A 19,214-nucleotide genomic window follows, 5' to 3' on the forward strand; every position below is an offset into this window, starting at 1 on the left:
AGCAGCAGCAAGAGCAGCAACACCTCCGGAGGGGCTTTTTCATTGGAATAATTGGGTGTAGCATCTTCACCAATACCCCTAGTTTTCAACTTGCGGGAGCTACTCACCAGAGCTACGGGAGCTGACAGCTCGCGGAAGTATTACCTGCCCCTTACCTAATCTCCAGCCTCCCACTCTCCACGTATCTGATTCTCCCCATGTCCACGAGTTCGCGAAGTATACCAGTTACAGCTTCTACATGCTTCGGCTCAAATTGCTGCACCAGCTCTTTGGGCAGGCAGGGCTTTTCCTGCAGCAGGTCCAGCACTTTAGTCCGCAGGGCCTCCTGCTCCTGCAGGGTCCGCTCTTTTTTGCGCTGGACCAGGCAGTAGTCGCAAATGCGGCAGCTTTTGTCGCTGATCTCCCCGAAATATTCCAGCAGCAGTTGGGTGCGGCAGCGGTCGCTGGTCTCGATGTAGCGGCCCATTTCTTTTACCTTCAGCAGGGCTAGTTCCCGCAGCCATTTCAGCTTGGCGTGGTCCAGGGGCAGGCTCAGGGCATCCTGGCGGGGCTGCGTAAACAGCAGCTGAGCGGCATCGTGCTGCGGCTCGTACACCAGCACCTGCAGCTTGTGCAGGTACTCGAGTTTTTTCCGCACGTTCTCTTCCGTCAGGTGCACTAGTTGAGCCAGCTTTCGCTCCGACACCTTCACAAAGTTGCTAAAGGCCTCCCCCCCATGCACGCGCAGGATCATGCGCACCAGCGCCTCGTGTTCCGGGTGTATTACCTGAAACTCGTACAACTTCATGCTGTCCATCACCAGCATGAGGCGCGACGGCAGGTAATAGGCTTCGTTGAGTTGAAGGTACCCCTCCCCTTCCAGCCGTTTAATGGCATGGTGTACCTCCAGCGGCTTCAGCTTGTATTGTTTGGCAAAATCCTGCAGGTCAAAGTCGAAACTGCTCAGGGCGCCGCTTCCAACTGCCAGCTGGTAGTAGTTGGCCAGCGCCTGGTACACCCGTCTGATAAACTCTAAAGGCGGATGCGCTTCGGTCACTTTTCGCTCCAGGTCCGCCACATCGTTCGGCCCGTACAGCACCACGGCATAGGCATACTTTTCGTCGCGACCGGCCCGGCCTGCCTCCTGGTAATAAGCCTCCAGGCTCTCGGGCAGGTCCAGGTGCACCACCAGCCGCACATCGGGCTTATCGATGCCCATGCCGAAGGCGTTGGTGGCCACGATTACCCTTGTCTTGTTCTGGATCCAGGCGTTTTGGGCAGCACTTCGCTCTTCAAACTTCAGTCCGGCATGGTAGGCGGCAGCGGCAATGCGCCTGCTCTGCAGGAATTTGGCCAGATCCACGGTTTGCCTGCGGCTGCGCACGTACACAATCGCCTGCCCTGGCATGCGTTGCAGCACCTCCAGCAGGCGGCCCACTTTGTCTTCGGTGTAAAGGCAGGAGTACGAGAGGTTGGCCCGTGCAAAGCTCTTCTGGAACACCTGCTGCTGCTTAAAGAGCAGTTTCTCCTGTATATCCTGCTTTACCTGCTCGGTGGCGGTGGCCGTGAGGGCGATAACGGGCACGGCAGGCAGCCACTTGCGCAACTCGGCCAGTTGCAGGTAAGGCGGCCTGAAATCGTAGCCCCACTGCGAAATGCAATGCGCCTCGTCTACGGCCAGCAGGCTAACCTTCATGCGCTTGAGCCGCTCCTGAAACAGATCGGTGAGCAGGCGCTCCGGCGAAAGGTACAGAAACCTGGTGTTCCCGTACACACAGTTATCCAGGGCGATGTCGATTTCGCGGCGGTTCATGCCCGAGTAAACCGCTAAGGCGGCCACACCTCGCCTGTTGAGCTGCTCCACCTGGTCCTTCATCAGGGCGATGAGCGGTGTGATAACCAGGCAGAGCCCCTCCAGCGCCAGGGCCGGCACCTGAAAACAGATAGACTTACCCCCACCCGTAGGCAACAGCGCGAGCGTGTCTTTCCCATCCAGCACCGACCTCACAATGTCTTCCTGCAGCGGCCTGAACTGGTCGTAGCCCCAATAAGTCTTCAGTATGTGGTGGATGTCGTGCAAAGGCGGTAGATATGTTTGGATGTAAAATTAGAAATTAGAAATGGTCCGGCCGCTGCAAAAGCCTTTTAAAATCTAACAGTGCTTTCCCCGTTGCGGTGCTGGCTCAGAAAAAAGAATCTAAACCACGGGTTCTTACGTCTCGAGTCTTATCCTTAATTTTGCATCTTAAAATTAATGACAGTGAAGAATAATCGAATAATTTTCCTTTTACTGCTCTTCCTTACCTTTTCCGGACTAACCTTCGGCCAGGAGCAGGAGGCGCCAATAACCAATGCCAATGCAGCTGCTCAGGCTGTAGACAGTCTGCTGGCCAGGGTAGAAGAAGCACGGGTAACGCTGGACCGGATCAATTCGATTAACAGGAGGGGTTTCAGTACCTCTTCCACAGAGCAGAGCCTGCCGGAGATAGAGGCCAACCTGCATACCATCGAGCAGAACCTGTCGTTTTACAGCCGAGTTATCGACCTCAAGAACCTGCAAATGTACAAGGTGCTGCTCACCAACATGCAGCAGGTCTTAGACAACCGGCGCACCATCTTGTCGGGCTTTAACAGGGAGCTGATTGGCATGAACGCCGAGATCAACAGCTTTTCCAGCGACACGGTGCTGCTGGCCCTATCGACCGACAGCCTGTTCTCTACTTTATACCGCAACGAAATAGGTCTGTTAAGGGATCAGTGGCAGCTTGCCAGCGGCGCAACGTCGCAGAACCTGGAGAAAATAAATAAAATTCAGACAGTTATATCGGGGCTGTACTTTAAGTCAACAGAGCTGCAGGGCCGGGTGGATGAGCTGCTGCGCGCCTATAACTCCCGCAACTTTTCAAGGGAGTATGCTTATATCTGGAATGCCGAAGACCATGCGGTGGAAGAGGAGCAGCTCGCCTACATGCTCCGGAAATCGTACGAAGGGCAGCACCAGCTCCTAAACTATTATTTCAGGGAGAACTGGCATAACTGGCTTTGGCTGCTGGGCATAACACTGCTTTTTGGCTGGTGGGTGTTCAACAATTACCGTAAAATAAGGCAGGACAATAGCCAGGCGAGGGTTACGTACAAGCAAATTAAATATCTCAAGCCTGTGCCTGTGTTAAGCTCGCTGGTGCTGGCCCTGAACATAGCGCCCTTTTTTGACCTGCACCCGCCTACGGCCTACGTCGAAATCATGCAGTTCTTCCTGATGCTGGCGCTCACGGTGCTGTTCTGGCGCAACTGGCCACGGAACCTTTTTTATTACTGGATCGCGATTTTTGTGCTGTTCATCGTTTTCGCTATCAGCAGCTCCATCATTAACCCCAGCCCGGCGCTGCGGGTTGGCTTGCTTGTTTTCAACAGTATATCGGTCGTGTTTGGCCTCTTCTTTACGAGGCACATCCGGCAGGCGCTTTCGCTGGCTGGTTTTGTAAAGCAGGTATCGGTTATTTACATCGTGCTGAACGTGCTGGCTATTATCTTTAATATTTTCGGCAGGCTGACGCTGGCTAAAATCACCAGCACGGCCGCCATATTTGGCCTGACCCAGATCATTGGCTTACAAATTCTGGTGGAACTCATTACAGAGGCCTTTTTCCTGCAGATCGAAGCCAACAAGCTGTCCGACAGGTCGGAGTCTCGCTTTAACCTCGATTACCGGAAAATGGAGGCGATAACCACCAAAGCCCTGTCTTTTCTGGTGGTTATTTTCTGGCTTGCGATTTTTACGACAAACCTCAACATCTACACCCCCATCTACTCCTTTCTGGAAGGTGTGCTGACAACTACCCGAAACCTTGGCAGCATTACGTTTACGATCGGCAACGTGCTCCTCTTTTTCATTATCCTGTACCTGGCCAACAAACTGCAGCAGTATGTCGGGTATTTCTTCGGTGTCAGGAACAACGACTTTATTACGGGCCGCAATATCAAGGGCTCGCGCATGATAATCCTGCGGCTGGTGCTGATGGTGGCGGGCTTTCTGCTGGCCATCTCGGCCTCCGGCATGCCACTTACCAATATTACCGTAGTGCTGGGTGCCCTGGGCGTGGGTATCGGCCTGGGCCTGCAGAATATCGTCAACAACCTGGTATCAGGTATTATCCTTATTTTTGAACGACCGTTCGAACTGGGCGACTCCATCGAGATTGGTACCAAAAAAGGTCGGGTAAAAGACATAGGCATACGGTCGAGCAGGCTGGTCACCACCGAAGGCTCTGAAGTAATCGTGCCGAACGGCGACCTGCTCTCGGGGCAGGTTACCAACTGGACGCTGAACAACCGCAATGTGCGGGTAGAGCTGCTCATTAAAGTGGACCCCGCCACAGACCTCGAACTCGTCAAGCAGTACATAAAAGAAGAGGTGGAGAGAAGCCCGAACGCCCTGAAGCGGATACCTCCCGAAGTGCTGCTCAACAACATCACCTCGGCCGCGCTGGAACTGAAAGTTGTTTTCTGGGTAACCAACATTCAGCAGGACCAGGCCGTCCGAAGCGAAGTACTGCTGCGCATCTACAGGCGGCTGACTGGTAATGATATTAAACTGCTGTGATGAGGATGTTAAATGCCAGACTTCCAGCTTTCGTTAAAAGTGGGAAATGGGATTGGGGTTGTTTCTCCGGATCGGTCAAATTATTCCAATCAAAAAGCCCCTCCGGAGGTTTTTTTAAGACACAGGACGCAGGACATAAGACTCAAGACTTTTTTGCCTGTCTCTTTCCAGAGAGCCCCCACCCCAAGAATTCACAGAATAAAAGAATGTTCCGAATAATTGAGTCCTGATGTTGCCTGAAACTTGATGGCGCTGTTATCCTCAGCCAGGCAAACCATCTTCAAATCTTCACATCAAGTAATCGGCACATAAACAAGCTGCATCTGAAAATCTGTAAAACATTTACAGAAATATATAAGTACCTTTAAGAGTTGAACGTTACCTTTGTAACTAGTGCAGGATATACAGCGGGCATCTACCGTGAAAGTCCTGTTTCCTGTGTCTAGCGACTTTTATCTAAAAAATGAAGCTGTTTCGTCAAATCATGGTGCTGGCCCTTACGCTGCTGCTGCTCGTCTCCTCGACAGGCATCTCGGTAGGCATGCATGTATGCGACGGCGAACTGCACGACATCAGCCTGTTTGGAGGGGCCAACGAGTGCCCCATGGAGCAACAGCAGCAAGTGCTGCCGCCCTGCCATGCCCCCGCGCCCACCGATGACGACTGCTGCCATAACCACACCTTCGTACTGGAAAGCATAGAAGATGCGGCCGACAGCAAAGCACAATTGCTCCACAAGCAGCTCGACCTTAAATTTATTGCCGCTGTAAAGGTGGTGTTGCTGCAGCTGTTTGAGCAGCAGCTTGCCCTTAAACCAACATTTGCCCACTACTCCTCTCCCCCGCTGGTCCGCGACGTGCCGGTGCTGTTGCAGTCCTTCCTTATCTGATACCCGCTTTTTTCGATCTCCGCCTGCCTCTGCTGAGGCTGGTAAAATTTGCTGTTGCCTTTTGGGTTGCAGCACACGTTCAAATTAATCGAATAAAGCATCAAGCCTACTTATTTTGAATTCCCGGCCGGTTCCTGATCCGCTGGATAATCCAAAATAAAACACATACTCAAAAAAGTCTTGTGTCCTGTGTCTTGATACTTGTGTCCATTTTAAAAGAATGCTGAACAGTATCATAAAATTCTTCCTGGAGCAGAAGCTGGTTACCACCCTGCTCTTGCTGCTCATTGTAAGCTGGGGCATCGTAACGGCACCCTTCAACTGGAACGTGCCCTTTCTGCCAAACGACCCCGTGCCGGTAGATGCCATTCCGGACATCGGTGAAAACCAGCAGATTATTTTCACAGAGTGGATGGGTCGTTCCCCACAAGACGTGGAAGATCAGATCACCTACCCGCTCACCACCTCGCTGCTGGGTATGCCCGGCGTGAAGGCGATCCGCTCTACCTCCATGTTCGGTTTCTCGAGTATCTACATCATCTTTAGCGAAGACGTGGAATACTACTGGAGCCGTTCCCGCATCCTCGAAAAGTTAAACTCCCTGCCTTCCGGCCTGCTCCCCACCGACGTTACGCCAAAACTAGGACCCGATGCCACGGCCTTAGGGCAGGTGTACTGGTACACACTGGAGGGGCGCGACGAGCACGGCAAACCTGCCGGAGGCTGGGACCTGCACGAGCTGCGCACCATCCAGGATTATTATGTGCGCTATGCCCTGGCAGGAGCCGAAGGCGTGGCCGAAGTAGCCTCCATTGGCGGTTACATAAAAGAATACCAGGTAGACCTCGACCCGAATGCCATGCGGGCCAACAAGGTATCGATGATGCAGGTCATGACCGCGCTCCAGAACAGTAACCAGGATGTAGGCGCCAACACCGTAGAGATAAACCAGGTGGAGTACCTGGTGCGGGGCCTGGGCTACGTAAAAAATATCGCAGACATTGAAGAAGCCGTGGTCAGCGTAACAGATAACGTACCCATCCGCATCAAAGACATTGCACGGGTCAACATCGGCCCGGCCGACCGCTCTATGCTCGGCATTCTGGATAAGAGCGGAGCCGAAGCGGTGGGTGGCGTGGTCACGGCGCGCTATGGCGATAACCCGCTGGCAGTCATCAACAACACCAAAGCCAAACTGGAGGAGATAGCAGCCGGACTACCGTCTAAAAAACTGGCTGATGGCCGCACCTCCAAAGTAACTGTAGTGCCCTTTTATGACAGAACAGACCTGATAAATGAAACGCTAAATACCCTGAACGAGGCCATCGTGCTGCAGATCCTCATCACCATTATCGTCATCATCGTGATGGTGTACAACCTGCGGGCTTCGTTGCTGATCTCGGCGCTCCTGCCGATGGCGGTACTCATGACCTTTATCATGATGCGGCACTTCCATGTAGATGCCAACATTGTGGCCTTGTCGGGTATCGCCATCGCCATCGGCACCATGGTGGACCTGGGTATTATTTTGAACGAGAACATCCTGCGGCACCGCGACGAGGCGCCACCCGGCCAATCGCTGCTCAAAACAGTGTACAACGCTACCACGGAAGTAGCCACGGCAATTATCACAGCAGTATCCACGACCATTGTCAGCTTCCTGCCTGTGTTTACGATGGAAGCGGCAGAGGGAAAACTCTTTGGGCCGCTCGCTTTCACGAAGACCTTTGCCCTGGTGGCCTCCCTTGTTTTCACGATCCTGTTTATGCCTGCCTTCTCGCACCTGGTGCTGGGGCTGAAGGCAAAGAACGTGCGCTGGGCGCTGATCTTTAATTGGGCGCTGCTGGGCCTTGGGCTCGTGTCGTTGTTTATACTTCCGCTGGCTGGCATTACATTGAGTTTGCTTGCCCTTAACAATCTGCTGAACCACTACCGGCCAGAGCCCTTTGGCCAATACCACTCTACTGTTACAGTAGCCATTGCTGCCCTGGCTGTTTCGTGGCTGCTGGCCTCGCAGTGGCTGCCGCTGGGGGTATCGGTGAGCCTGGTGGCTAACTTCCTGTTTGTGCTGCTTGTCATAGGCATTTTGCTGGGGTTCTTCTCCCTTTTCATAAAACTTTACCCGCGCCTGTTGCTCTGGTGCCTGCAGAACAAAGGCAAATTCCTGCTCATCCCGTCCTTTATCATGCTATTGGGTCTGCTCAGCTGGTTAGGTTTTAACAGCGTGTTCGGGTGGTTTGCAAGTGGAGTAGATAAAACGGGCTATAACATCCGGACCAGCTCGGCCTGGAGCGGTCTTGCGCACACCTTCCCGGGTATGGGCAAGGAGTTCATGCCATCGCTGGATGAAGGCGCATTCCTGCTGATGCCCACCTCTATGCCGCACTCTGGCGTAGAGGCCAACCGCCGCATCGTGCAGCAGCTCGACATGCTCATTACGGCCATCCCGGAAGTAGAGATGGTGGTAGGCAAAGCAGGACGTGCCGAAACCGCCCTCGATCCTGCCCCGATGTCGATGTACGAGAACGTGATCCAATACAAAACCGAGTATATGACCGATGAGAACGGGCAAAGGCTTCGCTTTAAAACAAATGAAAACGACCAGTTTGTACGTGATGCGGATGGCAACCTCGTACCTGATAAGCGCGGCGAATACTACCGCCAGTGGCGCGACCACATCCGCACGCCGGACGACATTTGGAATGAGATCATAGCAGCCGCCAACATACCCGGTGTTACCTCTGCCCCCAAACTGCAGCCCATCGAAACGCGCCTCGTGATGCTTCAGACCGGCATGCGCGCCCCTATGGGTATTAAAGTGTATGGCCCCGACCTCAAAACCATTGAGGAGTTCAGCCTGCAGCTGGAACGGTTTCTGAAAGAAGTGCCCTCTGTGAAACCCGAGGCCGTATTTGCAGACCGTTCGCTGGGTAAGCCCTACATGGAGATAGAGCTGAACCGCCAGGCTATGGGTCGCTATGGCCTGAACGTGGCCGATGTGCAGGAGTATATTGAAGTGGCTATGGGCGGCATGACCTTGACCACTACTGTAGAAGGCCGGGAGCGCTATGCCATCCGCGCCCGCTACGCCCGCGAGTTCCGGAACGATGCCACTGCTGTAAACAACATCCTGATCAGCACCGCCAGTGGCGCCCAGGTTCCGCTGGCTGAAGTGGCGGAGGTGGTGTACCGCCCCGGTCCGATGATGATACGCGGGGAAAACTCCTTTCTGACAGGCTATGTGCTGCTCGACAAGCAGGAAGGGTTCGCCGAGGTATCGGTGGTGGAGGATGCGCAGCGGTTCCTGGAACAGAAGATTAGTTTGGGCGAACTGGTGGTGCCTGCCGGTGTGAGCTACAAATTTTCGGGCAACTACGAGAATCAGGTACGGGCAGAAGAACGGTTGGCCCTCATAATTCCGGTTTCCCTGTTCATCATATTTCTGATCCTGTACTTCCAGTTCCGGTCAGTTACTACTACGCTGTTTGTTTTTTCTGCCATTGCCATGGCTTTTGCAGGGGGCTTCCTGATGTTGTGGCTCTACGGGCAGGACTGGTTTCTGAATTTCTCCCTGGGCGACACCAACTTGCGGGAACTCTTCCAGATGCGCACCTTTAACCTGAGCGTGGCCGTGTGGGTCGGCTTTATCGCCCTGTTCGGCATCGCTACCGACGATGGCGTTGTAGTGGGCACCTACCTTAAACAAAGCTTCGAGCGTAACAGCCCTAGTACCCAAAAAGAGGTGCGGCTAGCAGTGCTGGAGGCTGGCAACCGTCGCATACGACCCTGCCTCATGACCACAGCCACTACCCTGCTGGCGCTGCTACCCGTGCTCACATCATCTGGCCGAGGTTCTGACATCATGATTCCGATGGCTATCCCTACGTTTGGCGGCATGACCGTAGCGCTTATTTCACTTTTTATTGTGCCGGTGCTCTTTAGCTGGCGCGAAGAAGCTAAACTTAAAAAGGATTCCGAATGAAAAAGATACTGCTTTCTATCCTCCTTCTAGTGATGCTGCTGCCTTCTCTGCATGCGCAGCAGCTTGAAGACTACCTGGTATCGGCTGGTGAGAACAGCCCATTGCTGAAGGCGCGCTACAACGAGTACCAGGCAGCTTTGCAGCGGGTGCCGCAGGTGGGGGCGCTTCCGGACCCGGAAGCCAGTTTCAACTTTTTCCTGCGGCCGATGGAGCGCTACATGGGCAACCAGGTAGGCGATGTGTCGGTGATGCAGATGTTTCCCTGGTTTGGTTCTTTGGGAGCAGCTAAAGAGGAGGCCAATTTTATGGCCCAGATGAAATTCGCCACCTTCATAGAAGCCAAAATAAATCTCTACCACGATGTACGCGCCACCTGGTACACCCTCTACCGCATCGACAAGGAAGTGCTGCTGGTGGATAAGGAACTCGAAATCATGCGGGCGCTGGAGCGGATAGCGCTGGCCAAATACAAAGCGCCCGCTGGTGCGGGCGCTGCCTCAGGTACTACCCCACAGCGCCCTGCCGCTGCAACCGCGCCTACAAGTGGAGGCACACCTACGGGTGGTGGCATGTCAGGCATGGGCGGCGGTAATACTCCAGCTACCCCAGGCGGCAGCGGAGGCATGAGCAGCGGGTCGGCCATGGCATCCATGGGCGCGTCTTCAGGCGGAACGATGGTTGATGTCATCCTGATCAGGGTGCAGGTAAAGGAACTGGAGAACCGGCTGCACCTGCTCCGCCAGTCCAGGAAACCGCAGGAAGTGCAGTTCAACAACCTGCTGCACCGGCAACCAGACCTGCCTGTAGTGGTGACTGACTCCTTAGGTGCTGCCCCACTACCCGCTTCGCTGGCACTGCTGCAGGACTCGATCCGGCAGCATCACCCGATGCTGCAGATGTACACCTGGGATGAAAAGGCAAGGGCATCGCAGCACCGGATGGCACAGCTCATGGGCCGACCGATGATCGGATTGGGCGTGAATTACATGGTCTTTCAACCAAGGCAGGACGCCATGATGGGTGAGATGTCCGGCGGCAACATGCTGATGCCCATGGTAAGTATCTCGCTTCCTATCTATCGGAAAAAATACACGGCCCAGAAAAAAGAGGCAGAATATGCCCGGCAGGCGGCCGTGCACCAACGGGATTATGCCGAAAGGCAGCTTTTTACGGAGCTGGAGAACCTGCTGTACGAGTACCAACGGACCAGCAGCACCCTGCAGCTGCTAGAGGAACAGGTGGCGCTCAACGAGCAGGCCATTCGCTTACTCACCACAAACTACACCGTAGCCGCCACAGGCCTGGAGGAGGTGCTTCGGCAACGGCAGAACCTGCTCAGCTACCGGCAACAGCAACTGCAGGCGGTGGCAGACCAGCATACAGCAGTCTCGGCCATAAGAAGGTTAATGAGCAGCGATGAATAGCCTCGGAAAGCCTCGGGCATTTTTGAACCTCTGAAGCTTTGGAAGGGGTTTTTCATTAGAATAATTTGACCATGCAAGACATCATTGTCACCTTTTTAAAGGAGACAGGAGGTTGCTAAACACTGATACTTTAAAACGCTGACTGATGCTGCTGCATCATCAGAAAAAAACAAACCCATGACAGCAAGAAATAAAACATATGCCACCTACCTCCTGATTGCCCTGGCCGGGCTGGGGTTGGGCTGGCTTCTTTTTGGCAGAGCAGGATCTGAGGCAAACCATAACCATGCAACTGAGTCGGCAGATGCACACCAGTACACCTGCTCCATGCACCCCCAGATCAGGCAGGACGGACCAGGCAAGTGCCCCATTTGCGGCATGGACCTGATACCTGTCACAACTGGCGGAAGAAGTGCCGGGCAGGCCAACAAATATGTATTGGAAATGACACCGGAAGCCGTGGCACTGGCCAACATTCAGACAACGGTGGTTGGCACGGGCAGCACAGCAAATGAGCTGCAGTTAGCGGGTACTATACAGGTGAACGAACAGAACTTGTCGGCTATTACGGCCCGGTTTCCGGGGCGGGTGGAGCGGCTGTATGTCAACTCGCTGGGGCAGCCGGTGCGGAAGGGGGAGCGGCTGGCTTCGCTGTACTCTCCGGAGCTGATTACGGCGCAGCGCGAGCTGCAGGAAGCAGCCAAAGCCAGGGAGCTGATGCCGGAACTGTACGAGGCCTCCAAAACCAAACTCCGCCTGCTGGGGCTCACCAACAACCAGATCCAGCGCATCGAGGGTACCAACGAACTCATTACTTCATTTGACATTTTTGCCAATGCCTCGGGTATCGTTACCGAACGGCTGGTGGCTACAGGCGACTATGTTAGCACAGGAACCACCCTCTTTAATGTTGCCAACCTCTCCACCGTGTGGGTGGCGCTCGATGCCTACGAGAGCAACCTGGCGCTAGTGCAGGAAGGGGCTCCCATTGTTTTTACAGTTGCCGGAATTCCGGGAAAAGAGTTTACAACCAAGGTGCAGTTTATAACCCCGACGCTCAACAGCGGTACCCGGGCGGTGCAGGTGCGGGCCGAGGTGCCTAACGCAGGCAACCAGCTAAAACCCGGCATGTTTGTGAACGCCACCATAAAAACAGCCGCCAAAGCAGAAAGTGCATCTCTTACCGTACCCAGCACGGCCGTACTCTGGACTGGCAAACGCTCTGTGGTGTATGTAAAAACAGGCAACCAGGACAATCCGGCCTTTGAGATGCGGGAAGTGACGCTGGGACCAAAAATTGGCCAGAACTACGCCATAACAGCAGGCTTGAGTGCAGGCGAAGAAGTGGTAACGAACGGGGTCTTTGCCGTAGACGGCGCGGCACAACTCAGCGGCAACTACAGCATGATGTCAGTGCCCGCATCTAGTACCGTACCTGTTCCGGCAGCTTTCCAGAGCCAGTTTTCTGCTCTGGTGGCGCATTATCTGGCGATCAAGAACGCCTTGGTGGCATCAGAAGCGGGTGCGGCCCGTACAGAGGCAGGCAACTTCATAAAGGCGCTGAACCAGGTGGACATGTCGCTGCTCAACGAGGAACCGCACAAGCGGTGGATGGAGCTGCTGCCTGCGCTAAAGCTAAATGCCGAAGCCATTCAGAAGTTGCAGGACCTGGAAAAACAGCGGATCGCCTTTTCACCGCTTTCGAACCACATGATCGAGGCCGTGGAGCTATTCGGAGTGCAGCAGGTTGCTTATAAACAGTCCTGCCCCATGGCCGACAACGATGCCGGGGCCTTTTGGCTGAGTGAGCAGAAGGAGATCCGGAACCCGTATTTCGGTCAGTCGATGCTCTCCTGTGGCGACACGGAAAAGACCTACCGGCCAACAAATGTGCAGCCTGCCGGAGACGCGGACGCTAAAACTCCGGCCACGCAGCATGCACATTAGCAGCCGAAAGTGACTCAGACTGGTTTTTTCCTGTCGCCAGAAGACAGCGCACGGAATCTTGTACAGCTAAGAGATAGGAGGACGCCAGGATCATTTGAATCAGAGAGAGCCTTTAAGTACATGCAAATAAATACTGCCGGGTCAGTATGAGAAGAGAAAGAAGTCTGAATTTTGGAATTATTCCAATCAAAACACCCCTTCGGAGACCTTTTCTGCTCCTGCTCCTGCTGATCCGGCCCGGATCCGTCAGAAACTACTTGCGTGTACTTAGTGCCACCTAACGGTATTGGCGTCAAAGCAGCTAGAGTTGCCGGTGAAAACATACGGCAATGGCAAAAGGAAAAGCCGGCAAAGAATTATTTAAGCACTAAGCACATGCAAGTAATTTCTGGCGGATGAAGGACTAAGGTACAAGGGTTCAAAGACGCTGGAAGGCCTTTTCCATTGGAATAATTACACTTCTGTTCGCCAAAATTTACTTAGGTGCACTAGCATCGCTGCCGCTGCGCTCTAAAAATTATTCTAATGAAAAAGGCCTTCCGGAGCTGCTGCTTCCGGGAGGCTTTTTTCATTAGAGGATAGTTTAGTACCGCCTTAAAGCAAAATGATAAATCATCTTTATTTTATCGCTGCAAGCGGTGCTGCAGCGATAACTATTTTTGTACCTTTAAGCACAATAACCAGATCGCCTTAGAAACAAACGCTACCACCTTTCAATTTTTAGCTTTATGAATGCCCTGAAGCATTTTACTTCCGTTATGTGCCTGTTTTTGCTATGCCCTTTCTTTATTCAGGCGCAATCTAATTACAAACCCGGCTTTGTGGTAACCACGGCCGGCGACACGCTGCAAGGCTTTATCAATTACAAAGAATGGGGCCAGAACCCTATTACCATCACTTTCAGACAAAATGCAGATGGCGGACAGGAACAGATTTTCGACGCCGGCAGCTCCCGCTATTTTGAGATAAGCGGTTTTGAGGCCTATCAGAGCTATGAGGGGCCCATAACCATGAACCCGCTGGACATACAAAATCTCTCCACCAACAGCAGCACCATAGTGGCAAATGCGACGGTTTTTCTGAAAATACTGGAGGCGGGAGATAAAATAGCCTTCCTGAGCTACACTGACAGAATAAAAGCCCGGTACTTTGTTCAGGAGCAAGATGGCACCTCGCCACAGGAACTTTACTATAATAAATACTACGTGGCGAGCACCGGCAAAACCCAGATAATAGAACAGAAAGGCTATATTGGGCAGCTGCAATTTCTGGCTTCTAAATATGGCGCCAGTTCTGCAAAGCTTACGCGCGACATCGAAAGTGCCGCTTACAGGAGTTATGCGCTGCAAACCATCGTCAATAAACTGAACGGCCACGCGCATCCACGCCCCTCAACTACATCGGTAACAGAGAAGAGCACGAGGTTTTATGCCGGTTTAGCTATTTACAGCAATACTGCCTCAATAGAGGGGCAAAACATTATGAGCAACGCCACGCACAACAAGGCCAGCATGTCTCCTCGTGTGGTAGTCGGCGCCGATATATTTTTAAACAGGCATGTGCAGAAAATGCAGTTCCGAATTGAGGCATCTGCCGGAAGCGCCAAATATGCCATCAAGAAAACGGAGCGCTCCGGCAGCGCCGTAACAGAGCACACCTATGGCTTGTCGCAGCAAACGGCCACCTTTAGCCCGCAGTTTATCTACAACCTCTACAATACCGATCAAATTAAAGCATACCTGGGTTTGGGCCTGCAATTCAACTATTCGACCTATTCAGACAACACTTATCACAGCCAGTACAGCAACCCGAACATTCCGTACGAGTATAAGCCCGTCACTAAAAAAGACTACCTGGTGATTGAGCCGCTCTGGGTATCCTACAGTATTCGTTCCGGACTTATTATCAATCGGAAATTTGAATTAGCGGCCGCCTATATGCCTCCAGTGGCTGTTACCCGCTACGTGGGCTACTCCCTCAACTTAAGCTCTTATGCTGTGGGTGTAAACTATTTGTTCAGCAGAAAATAGCCTTTGTCCCTCTCACCGGCCAATATATATTTGCTGAGACGATACTCTATGAACTGCACAGCAAAATCTTCAAAAAGCTTCCTTTCTTTCCTGCGCACCTGGGTATACCAGATACTTTCTAGTGCCTTCCTCTTTTTCTCCATTCATAGATACTAACCCGTTTCCAGTGTCATTTCACTAATCTTAAATGTTTTATTCGATGAATTTATCCAGATTTCCGGGTAAGCTTCAGCAAGTGGCGCTGGTGACAGGCCTGCTCTTAATGATGCAACTGCCGCTGAGGGCACAAACCAATTTCCTGCCTGGCTTTGCGGTAACCACAGCCGGCGACACGCTGCGCGGTTTTATTAACTACAGGGAAACGAACAATACTCCGGCAACCTTCACCTTCAAAAGCCAGGAAGCAAGCAACCATACAACCGAGTACAGCACAGGTGATATCCAATATGTAGAAATAATAGGCATAGAGGCGTATAGGCGGTATAGCGGGTTAATTACCATGAACCCAACCGACTTAAAACGCCATGCTTACCTGGATATCGCACCACAAGAGGTCACTGTCTTTTTAAAGCTGCATGTAGAAGGCGGGCAGGTAGACCTGCTCTCCTACACCGATCAACTTAAAACCAGGTATTTTATTCAGGAAAAAAACGGCAGCAAACCGCAGGAGCTGTATTTCAGCAGGAGTTTTACGCCTGGCTCCAACACGCAGGTCATGGAACAAAAAGGATACGTTGGCCAGTTGCAGTTCCTGGCCTCAAAACTCAAGCCTGACGATGCCAGGCTCCAAAAAAGCATTGCCTCCGCGCAGTATGCAGTCAGCTACCTCGAAAAGATAATTCTTGGCATCAACGAGAGCGGCTACGGCAATGCGCCTTCCGTAAAATCGCTTAAACCCGCCACCAGGTTCTATGCCGGTGCAGCGCTAAATGCTAGCAGCATAAAAGTAGAAAGGTCCAGTGCCCTTGAAAATGCTGATAGCAACCCCATTTCCATTATGCCCATACTGGCGGTGGGTTTCGACATTTTCCGGAACAAGCACACGCAGAAATTCTACCTGCGCATGGAGCTTGCCGCCACTGCAGCCAATTACCAAATACAAAACAAGTTGCACAGCCAGTACGGATATTATAACGCCTACAGCTATAAAGTAAACCAGCGTGTGTTGAGCCTGAGTCCGCAAGTTATCTACACCACCTTTAGCCGCGACAACTTTAAACACTACCTGGGCCTGGCAGCCAGCGTGAACCTGGCCGGTTACCCTGAAAACACATACCAGATAGAGTATTACTACGACGATGGCACCCGGCGGGCCGATCCGTCCATTAACGATATTACCCTGTCACTCATGAACTTCTATTATTCCTATGGTATCCGGACCGGCGTTATAATCGGCAGCAAATTTGTAATTGCCGCGGCATACAATCCTCCTGCTCTTCTTTCGCAGTTTGTAACCACGCGCATCAGACAGCAATCCTTTTCTTTAGGCCTTAACTATATGATCAGGCAGTAACTGCAAACACAACTCTGTAAGCCTGCAGAAAATCCGGTCAGGTTTATCAGTTCATCTAAAAAATTATGAGAACAAAAAAAGCCCTGCCTCTTTTCAGAAGCAGGGACGGCATAAACTCTGTTTAACAATAGGGTTAGGCAGCGGCGGACTGACCATCCTCCCGATCTTCGATTACCTTTTTCAGCTTCTCGATAGCCTGCGCGGCGCGCTCCTCATCCAGACGGTTGATGTTGAGCAACATCTTGGTCTTTTCCTGGCGCGTGATCACCGGGTTGTTCAGCAACCGGATGATCTCCTCTTTCTGCTTGGCTGAGGCATAGCGCACACCCGGTGTTTTCTCTGCTTCAACTGCGGCTGGCTCTGCAGAGGCTGCTGTGGCAGGTGCAGCCTTCATGGTGGCCTTCTTCTCGGTCGGTACTGCCACCTTGGCTGGCTCGTTGCCGCCATAGTCCATTTCCTCTACGGGAGTGGGCTCATAACCAGCCGCTCTGATGATCCAGGCCAGGATGTTGCGGTAGGCCTTACCAATGGCCCGGGTCTGCGCCATAGACGCAATAGCGAACTCCTGGTAATACTTTTTGCCCTGCTCCCGGTTGGAGCAGATCGCAAAGCCGGCTCCTACCACCTGCTGGCTCCTGAGGTCGAGCAGGTTTACTTTGGCCTGGTATTTAATTTCATCGTCGGTGCTGATGTTGACAACATGCTCCACTACCGGCAGAATACCTAAGCGCGACCCGGCATATTGCCAGCCTTCCACGTTCACGTACTCTTTGCCTTGTATATTTTGGAATAGTTTGTTCTCTTTTATGAACTTCGCCAGATCAACAGCCAGGTGCAGCGTCTCATCCGACTTGGCTATGTCATAGCTTTCGACTTTCGGCTTTTTCTGCACATTGGTGTCTTTTTGTGTTTGACTCATTTCTTCTTAGCTTTTTAGTACAATTAATAAACACAGCAGGTGCCCGATTAGTGCCAGAATCGTCAAAAAAATACTAATTTATACATCTGATTACCAGCCACTTATAAAATATTTTTCGAAACCTGAAGCCCATTTCCCATAGCACCCGAAATCTGGTAATAAAAAGGAAAAGGGGGATATATAGTACGGATTTGAATAAGAAAAGGATGAGTAGGCTTCTTGCCAAGTGCCAGGAATTTAGCTGATTAAGGCCTTGTAGCTGCACTGGCAGGAGAAGCTGTAAGACTGAATTATTTGAAGCGATTTGCTCCTCCGGAGCTCATCTTGTTAGGAAGAACAAGGCTTCTGTTTCTTGAATTTTGCACCAGCGGCCTGCTTTTCCCTACAAGATGAGCTCCGGAGGGCCTTTTTCATTCAAATAATTCACCTGTGCGGCAGTAGTCCTAAAGGAATGTATTGCGGCAGTTAGCAACGCAGCAACTACAGTTGCCCGGTGCAAAAAGTGACGCTAAACTCTTTGTGCGGTCAGCGAGTGGGGGAACGGGGCCTCGATTTTTCGCGTCTTGATTTTTTTGGTTCTTTTTATAGCAAGACCATAGCCGTCAGGCAAAGCAAAACACTTTCATTCTGTTATTCCAAAAATGCTGCACCGCTGGCCCTTGTTGGGTGTTCTTCACCAACAAGCACAGCGGCTGCTCAAAATGTAAAAGCATCAAATAAGCATCTGAAGGCCTTTCCCTTCTTAGCCTGAGGGCTATGGTAGCAAGACAAAAAGAACAAAGACACAAGCAATAAAACAAGCTGCTGCTGTCACAGCTGTACCAGCAGCTATGCTAACTCAGACATTAGAGCTAATTACCATTGCTTTAGGTTCTCGCCCACAAGATCCTTCCAGGATGACAAAAACGAGTAGTGCTCCAAAAAGAATTCTTTGTCGGCTTCTCCTTTTGCCGTTGCCGTGTGTTTTCACCGGCAACTTTTTATGCAGCTGAAGCCAGTACCGACATGTAATGCGTTAGGTAGCAGTAGTGGAGTTGTAAATTATCCCTGCCTATCTCCTACCGCACAACTTGGGTTAGAATAATTACTCCTCCAACCGACAAAACCTGCTTGAAGACATGTGGCATACCTCCGTTTCTGAACACAAGTATCAGGACCCAAAACAGAAAAGTCGTGTGTCTTGTGTCGTGTGTCCTGCGTCTTCTTAAACGATGGTTTCGCCCTGCACGATCAGGCCGTCTTTCATGGTGAGGGTGCGGTCGGCCATTTCGGCCAGTTCGAGGTTGTGGGTTACTATGACGAAGGTTTGGTTAAACTCCTCGCGCAGCCTGAAGAAGATCTGGTGCAACTCCTGGGCGTTCTGCGAGTCGAGGTTACCGCTGGGTTCGTCGGCGAAGATGATGCGTGGGGAGTTAATGAGGGCGCGTGCCACGGCCGTACGCTGCTGCTCCCCCCCTGACAGCTCCGAAGGCTTGTGGTGCAGCCGGTGCGACAGGTTGAGCATGTGCAGCAGTTCCTTGGCCCGCTCCTCCACTTCTTTTTCGGGGCGTCCGGCCAGAAAACCGGGCAAGCAAACATTTTCGAGGGCCGTGAACTCCGGCAGCAGGTTGTGGAACTGGAAAATAAAGCCGATGTGCCTGTTGCGGAACCGGGCCAGCTCGGTGGCGTTCAGTTTGGCAATGTTGCGGTCGTCGAACATCACATCGCCGGAGTCTGCGGTATCGAGGGTACCCAATATGTGGAGCAGCGTACTTTTGCCAGCTCCTGAGGCACCTACTATAGACACTACTTCTCCGGACCGGATAGACAGATCGATGCCTTTGAGAACCTCCAGCGCACCGTATTTTTTATGAATGTTGATTACCTGCAGCACAATACTTGATGGATGTAAGTATAGGGGAAAATGAACGTATATAGCAGTCAAAGCT

11 protein-coding genes are annotated in these 19,214 nt (G+C 52.3%); 8 read left to right on the forward strand and 3 right to left on the reverse strand.

The genetic code is table 11. The features are described 5' to 3' along the window. Positions 1–151: 151 nt before the first annotated feature. The gene (locus FJM74_RS12435) at positions 152–2,059 is read right to left on the reverse strand and encodes a RecQ family ATP-dependent DNA helicase (protein WP_187262936.1); all 1,908 of its coding nucleotides are present in this window, start codon (positions 2,057–2,059) and stop codon (positions 152–154) included. A gap of 180 nt (positions 2,060–2,239) precedes the next feature. Between FJM74_RS12435 and FJM74_RS22665 the strand changes: the two genes are divergently transcribed. From FJM74_RS22665 to FJM74_RS12470, 7 genes are all read left to right on the forward strand, one after another. Then, positions 2,240–4,582 (forward strand): mechanosensitive ion channel family protein, encoded by a 2,343-nt coding sequence (locus FJM74_RS22665; RefSeq protein WP_187262937.1) that lies wholly within the window; start codon positions 2,240–2,242, stop codon positions 4,580–4,582. Positions 4,583–5,045: 463 nt separating this feature from the next. Further along, positions 5,046–5,471, forward strand: a complete 426-nt coding sequence (locus FJM74_RS12445; RefSeq protein ID WP_187262938.1) for an HYC_CC_PP family protein — start codon at positions 5,046–5,048, stop codon at positions 5,469–5,471. A 220-nt stretch (positions 5,472–5,691) separates the two neighbouring features. Further along, positions 5,692–9,453 (forward strand): efflux RND transporter permease subunit, encoded by a 3,762-nt coding sequence (locus tag FJM74_RS12450; protein ID WP_187262939.1) that lies wholly within the window; start codon positions 5,692–5,694, stop codon positions 9,451–9,453. Beyond that, on the forward strand, positions 9,450–10,877 hold the full coding sequence (locus FJM74_RS12455) for a TolC family protein (protein ID WP_187262940.1): 1,428 nt from the start codon (positions 9,450–9,452) through the stop codon (positions 10,875–10,877). Before FJM74_RS12450 ends, FJM74_RS12455 begins: the two co-directional genes overlap by 4 nt. Positions 10,878–11,054: 177 nt before the next feature. Next, positions 11,055–12,824, forward strand: coding sequence for an efflux RND transporter periplasmic adaptor subunit (locus FJM74_RS12460; RefSeq protein ID WP_187262941.1), 1,770 nt, complete (start codon positions 11,055–11,057; stop codon positions 12,822–12,824). Positions 12,825–13,552: 728 nt separating this feature from the next. After that, on the forward strand, positions 13,553–14,854 hold the full coding sequence (locus tag FJM74_RS12465) for a hypothetical protein (RefSeq protein WP_187262942.1): 1,302 nt from the start codon (positions 13,553–13,555) through the stop codon (positions 14,852–14,854). A gap of 199 nt (positions 14,855–15,053) precedes the next feature. Then, positions 15,054–16,367 carry a hypothetical protein gene (locus FJM74_RS12470; RefSeq protein ID WP_187262943.1) on the forward strand — a complete coding sequence of 438 codons (1,314 nt, stop codon included), beginning with the start codon at positions 15,054–15,056 and terminating at the stop codon, positions 16,365–16,367. Between the two features lie 133 nt (positions 16,368–16,500). Here the strand turns inward: FJM74_RS12470 and FJM74_RS12475 are convergent, their stop codons facing one another. Further along, complete coding sequence (locus FJM74_RS12475; protein ID WP_187262944.1) at positions 16,501–17,286, reverse strand: hypothetical protein; 786 nt, start codon at positions 17,284–17,286, stop codon at positions 16,501–16,503. A gap of 493 nt (positions 17,287–17,779) precedes the next feature. Between FJM74_RS12475 and FJM74_RS22210 the strand changes: the two genes are divergently transcribed. Then, positions 17,780–18,037, forward strand: a complete 258-nt coding sequence (locus tag FJM74_RS22210; protein ID WP_206684037.1) for a hypothetical protein — start codon at positions 17,780–17,782, stop codon at positions 18,035–18,037. Between the two features lie 453 nt (positions 18,038–18,490). Here the strand turns inward: FJM74_RS22210 and FJM74_RS12480 are convergent, their stop codons facing one another. After that, positions 18,491–19,159, reverse strand: a complete 669-nt coding sequence (locus FJM74_RS12480) for an ABC transporter ATP-binding protein (protein ID WP_317175556.1) — start codon at positions 19,157–19,159, stop codon at positions 18,491–18,493. Positions 19,160–19,214: the final 55 nt, after the last annotated feature.

Origin of the sequence: Pontibacter beigongshangensis, from assembly GCF_014332515.1 — a bacterium.
Classification (GTDB): domain Bacteria; phylum Bacteroidota; class Bacteroidia; order Cytophagales; family Hymenobacteraceae; genus Pontibacter; species Pontibacter beigongshangensis.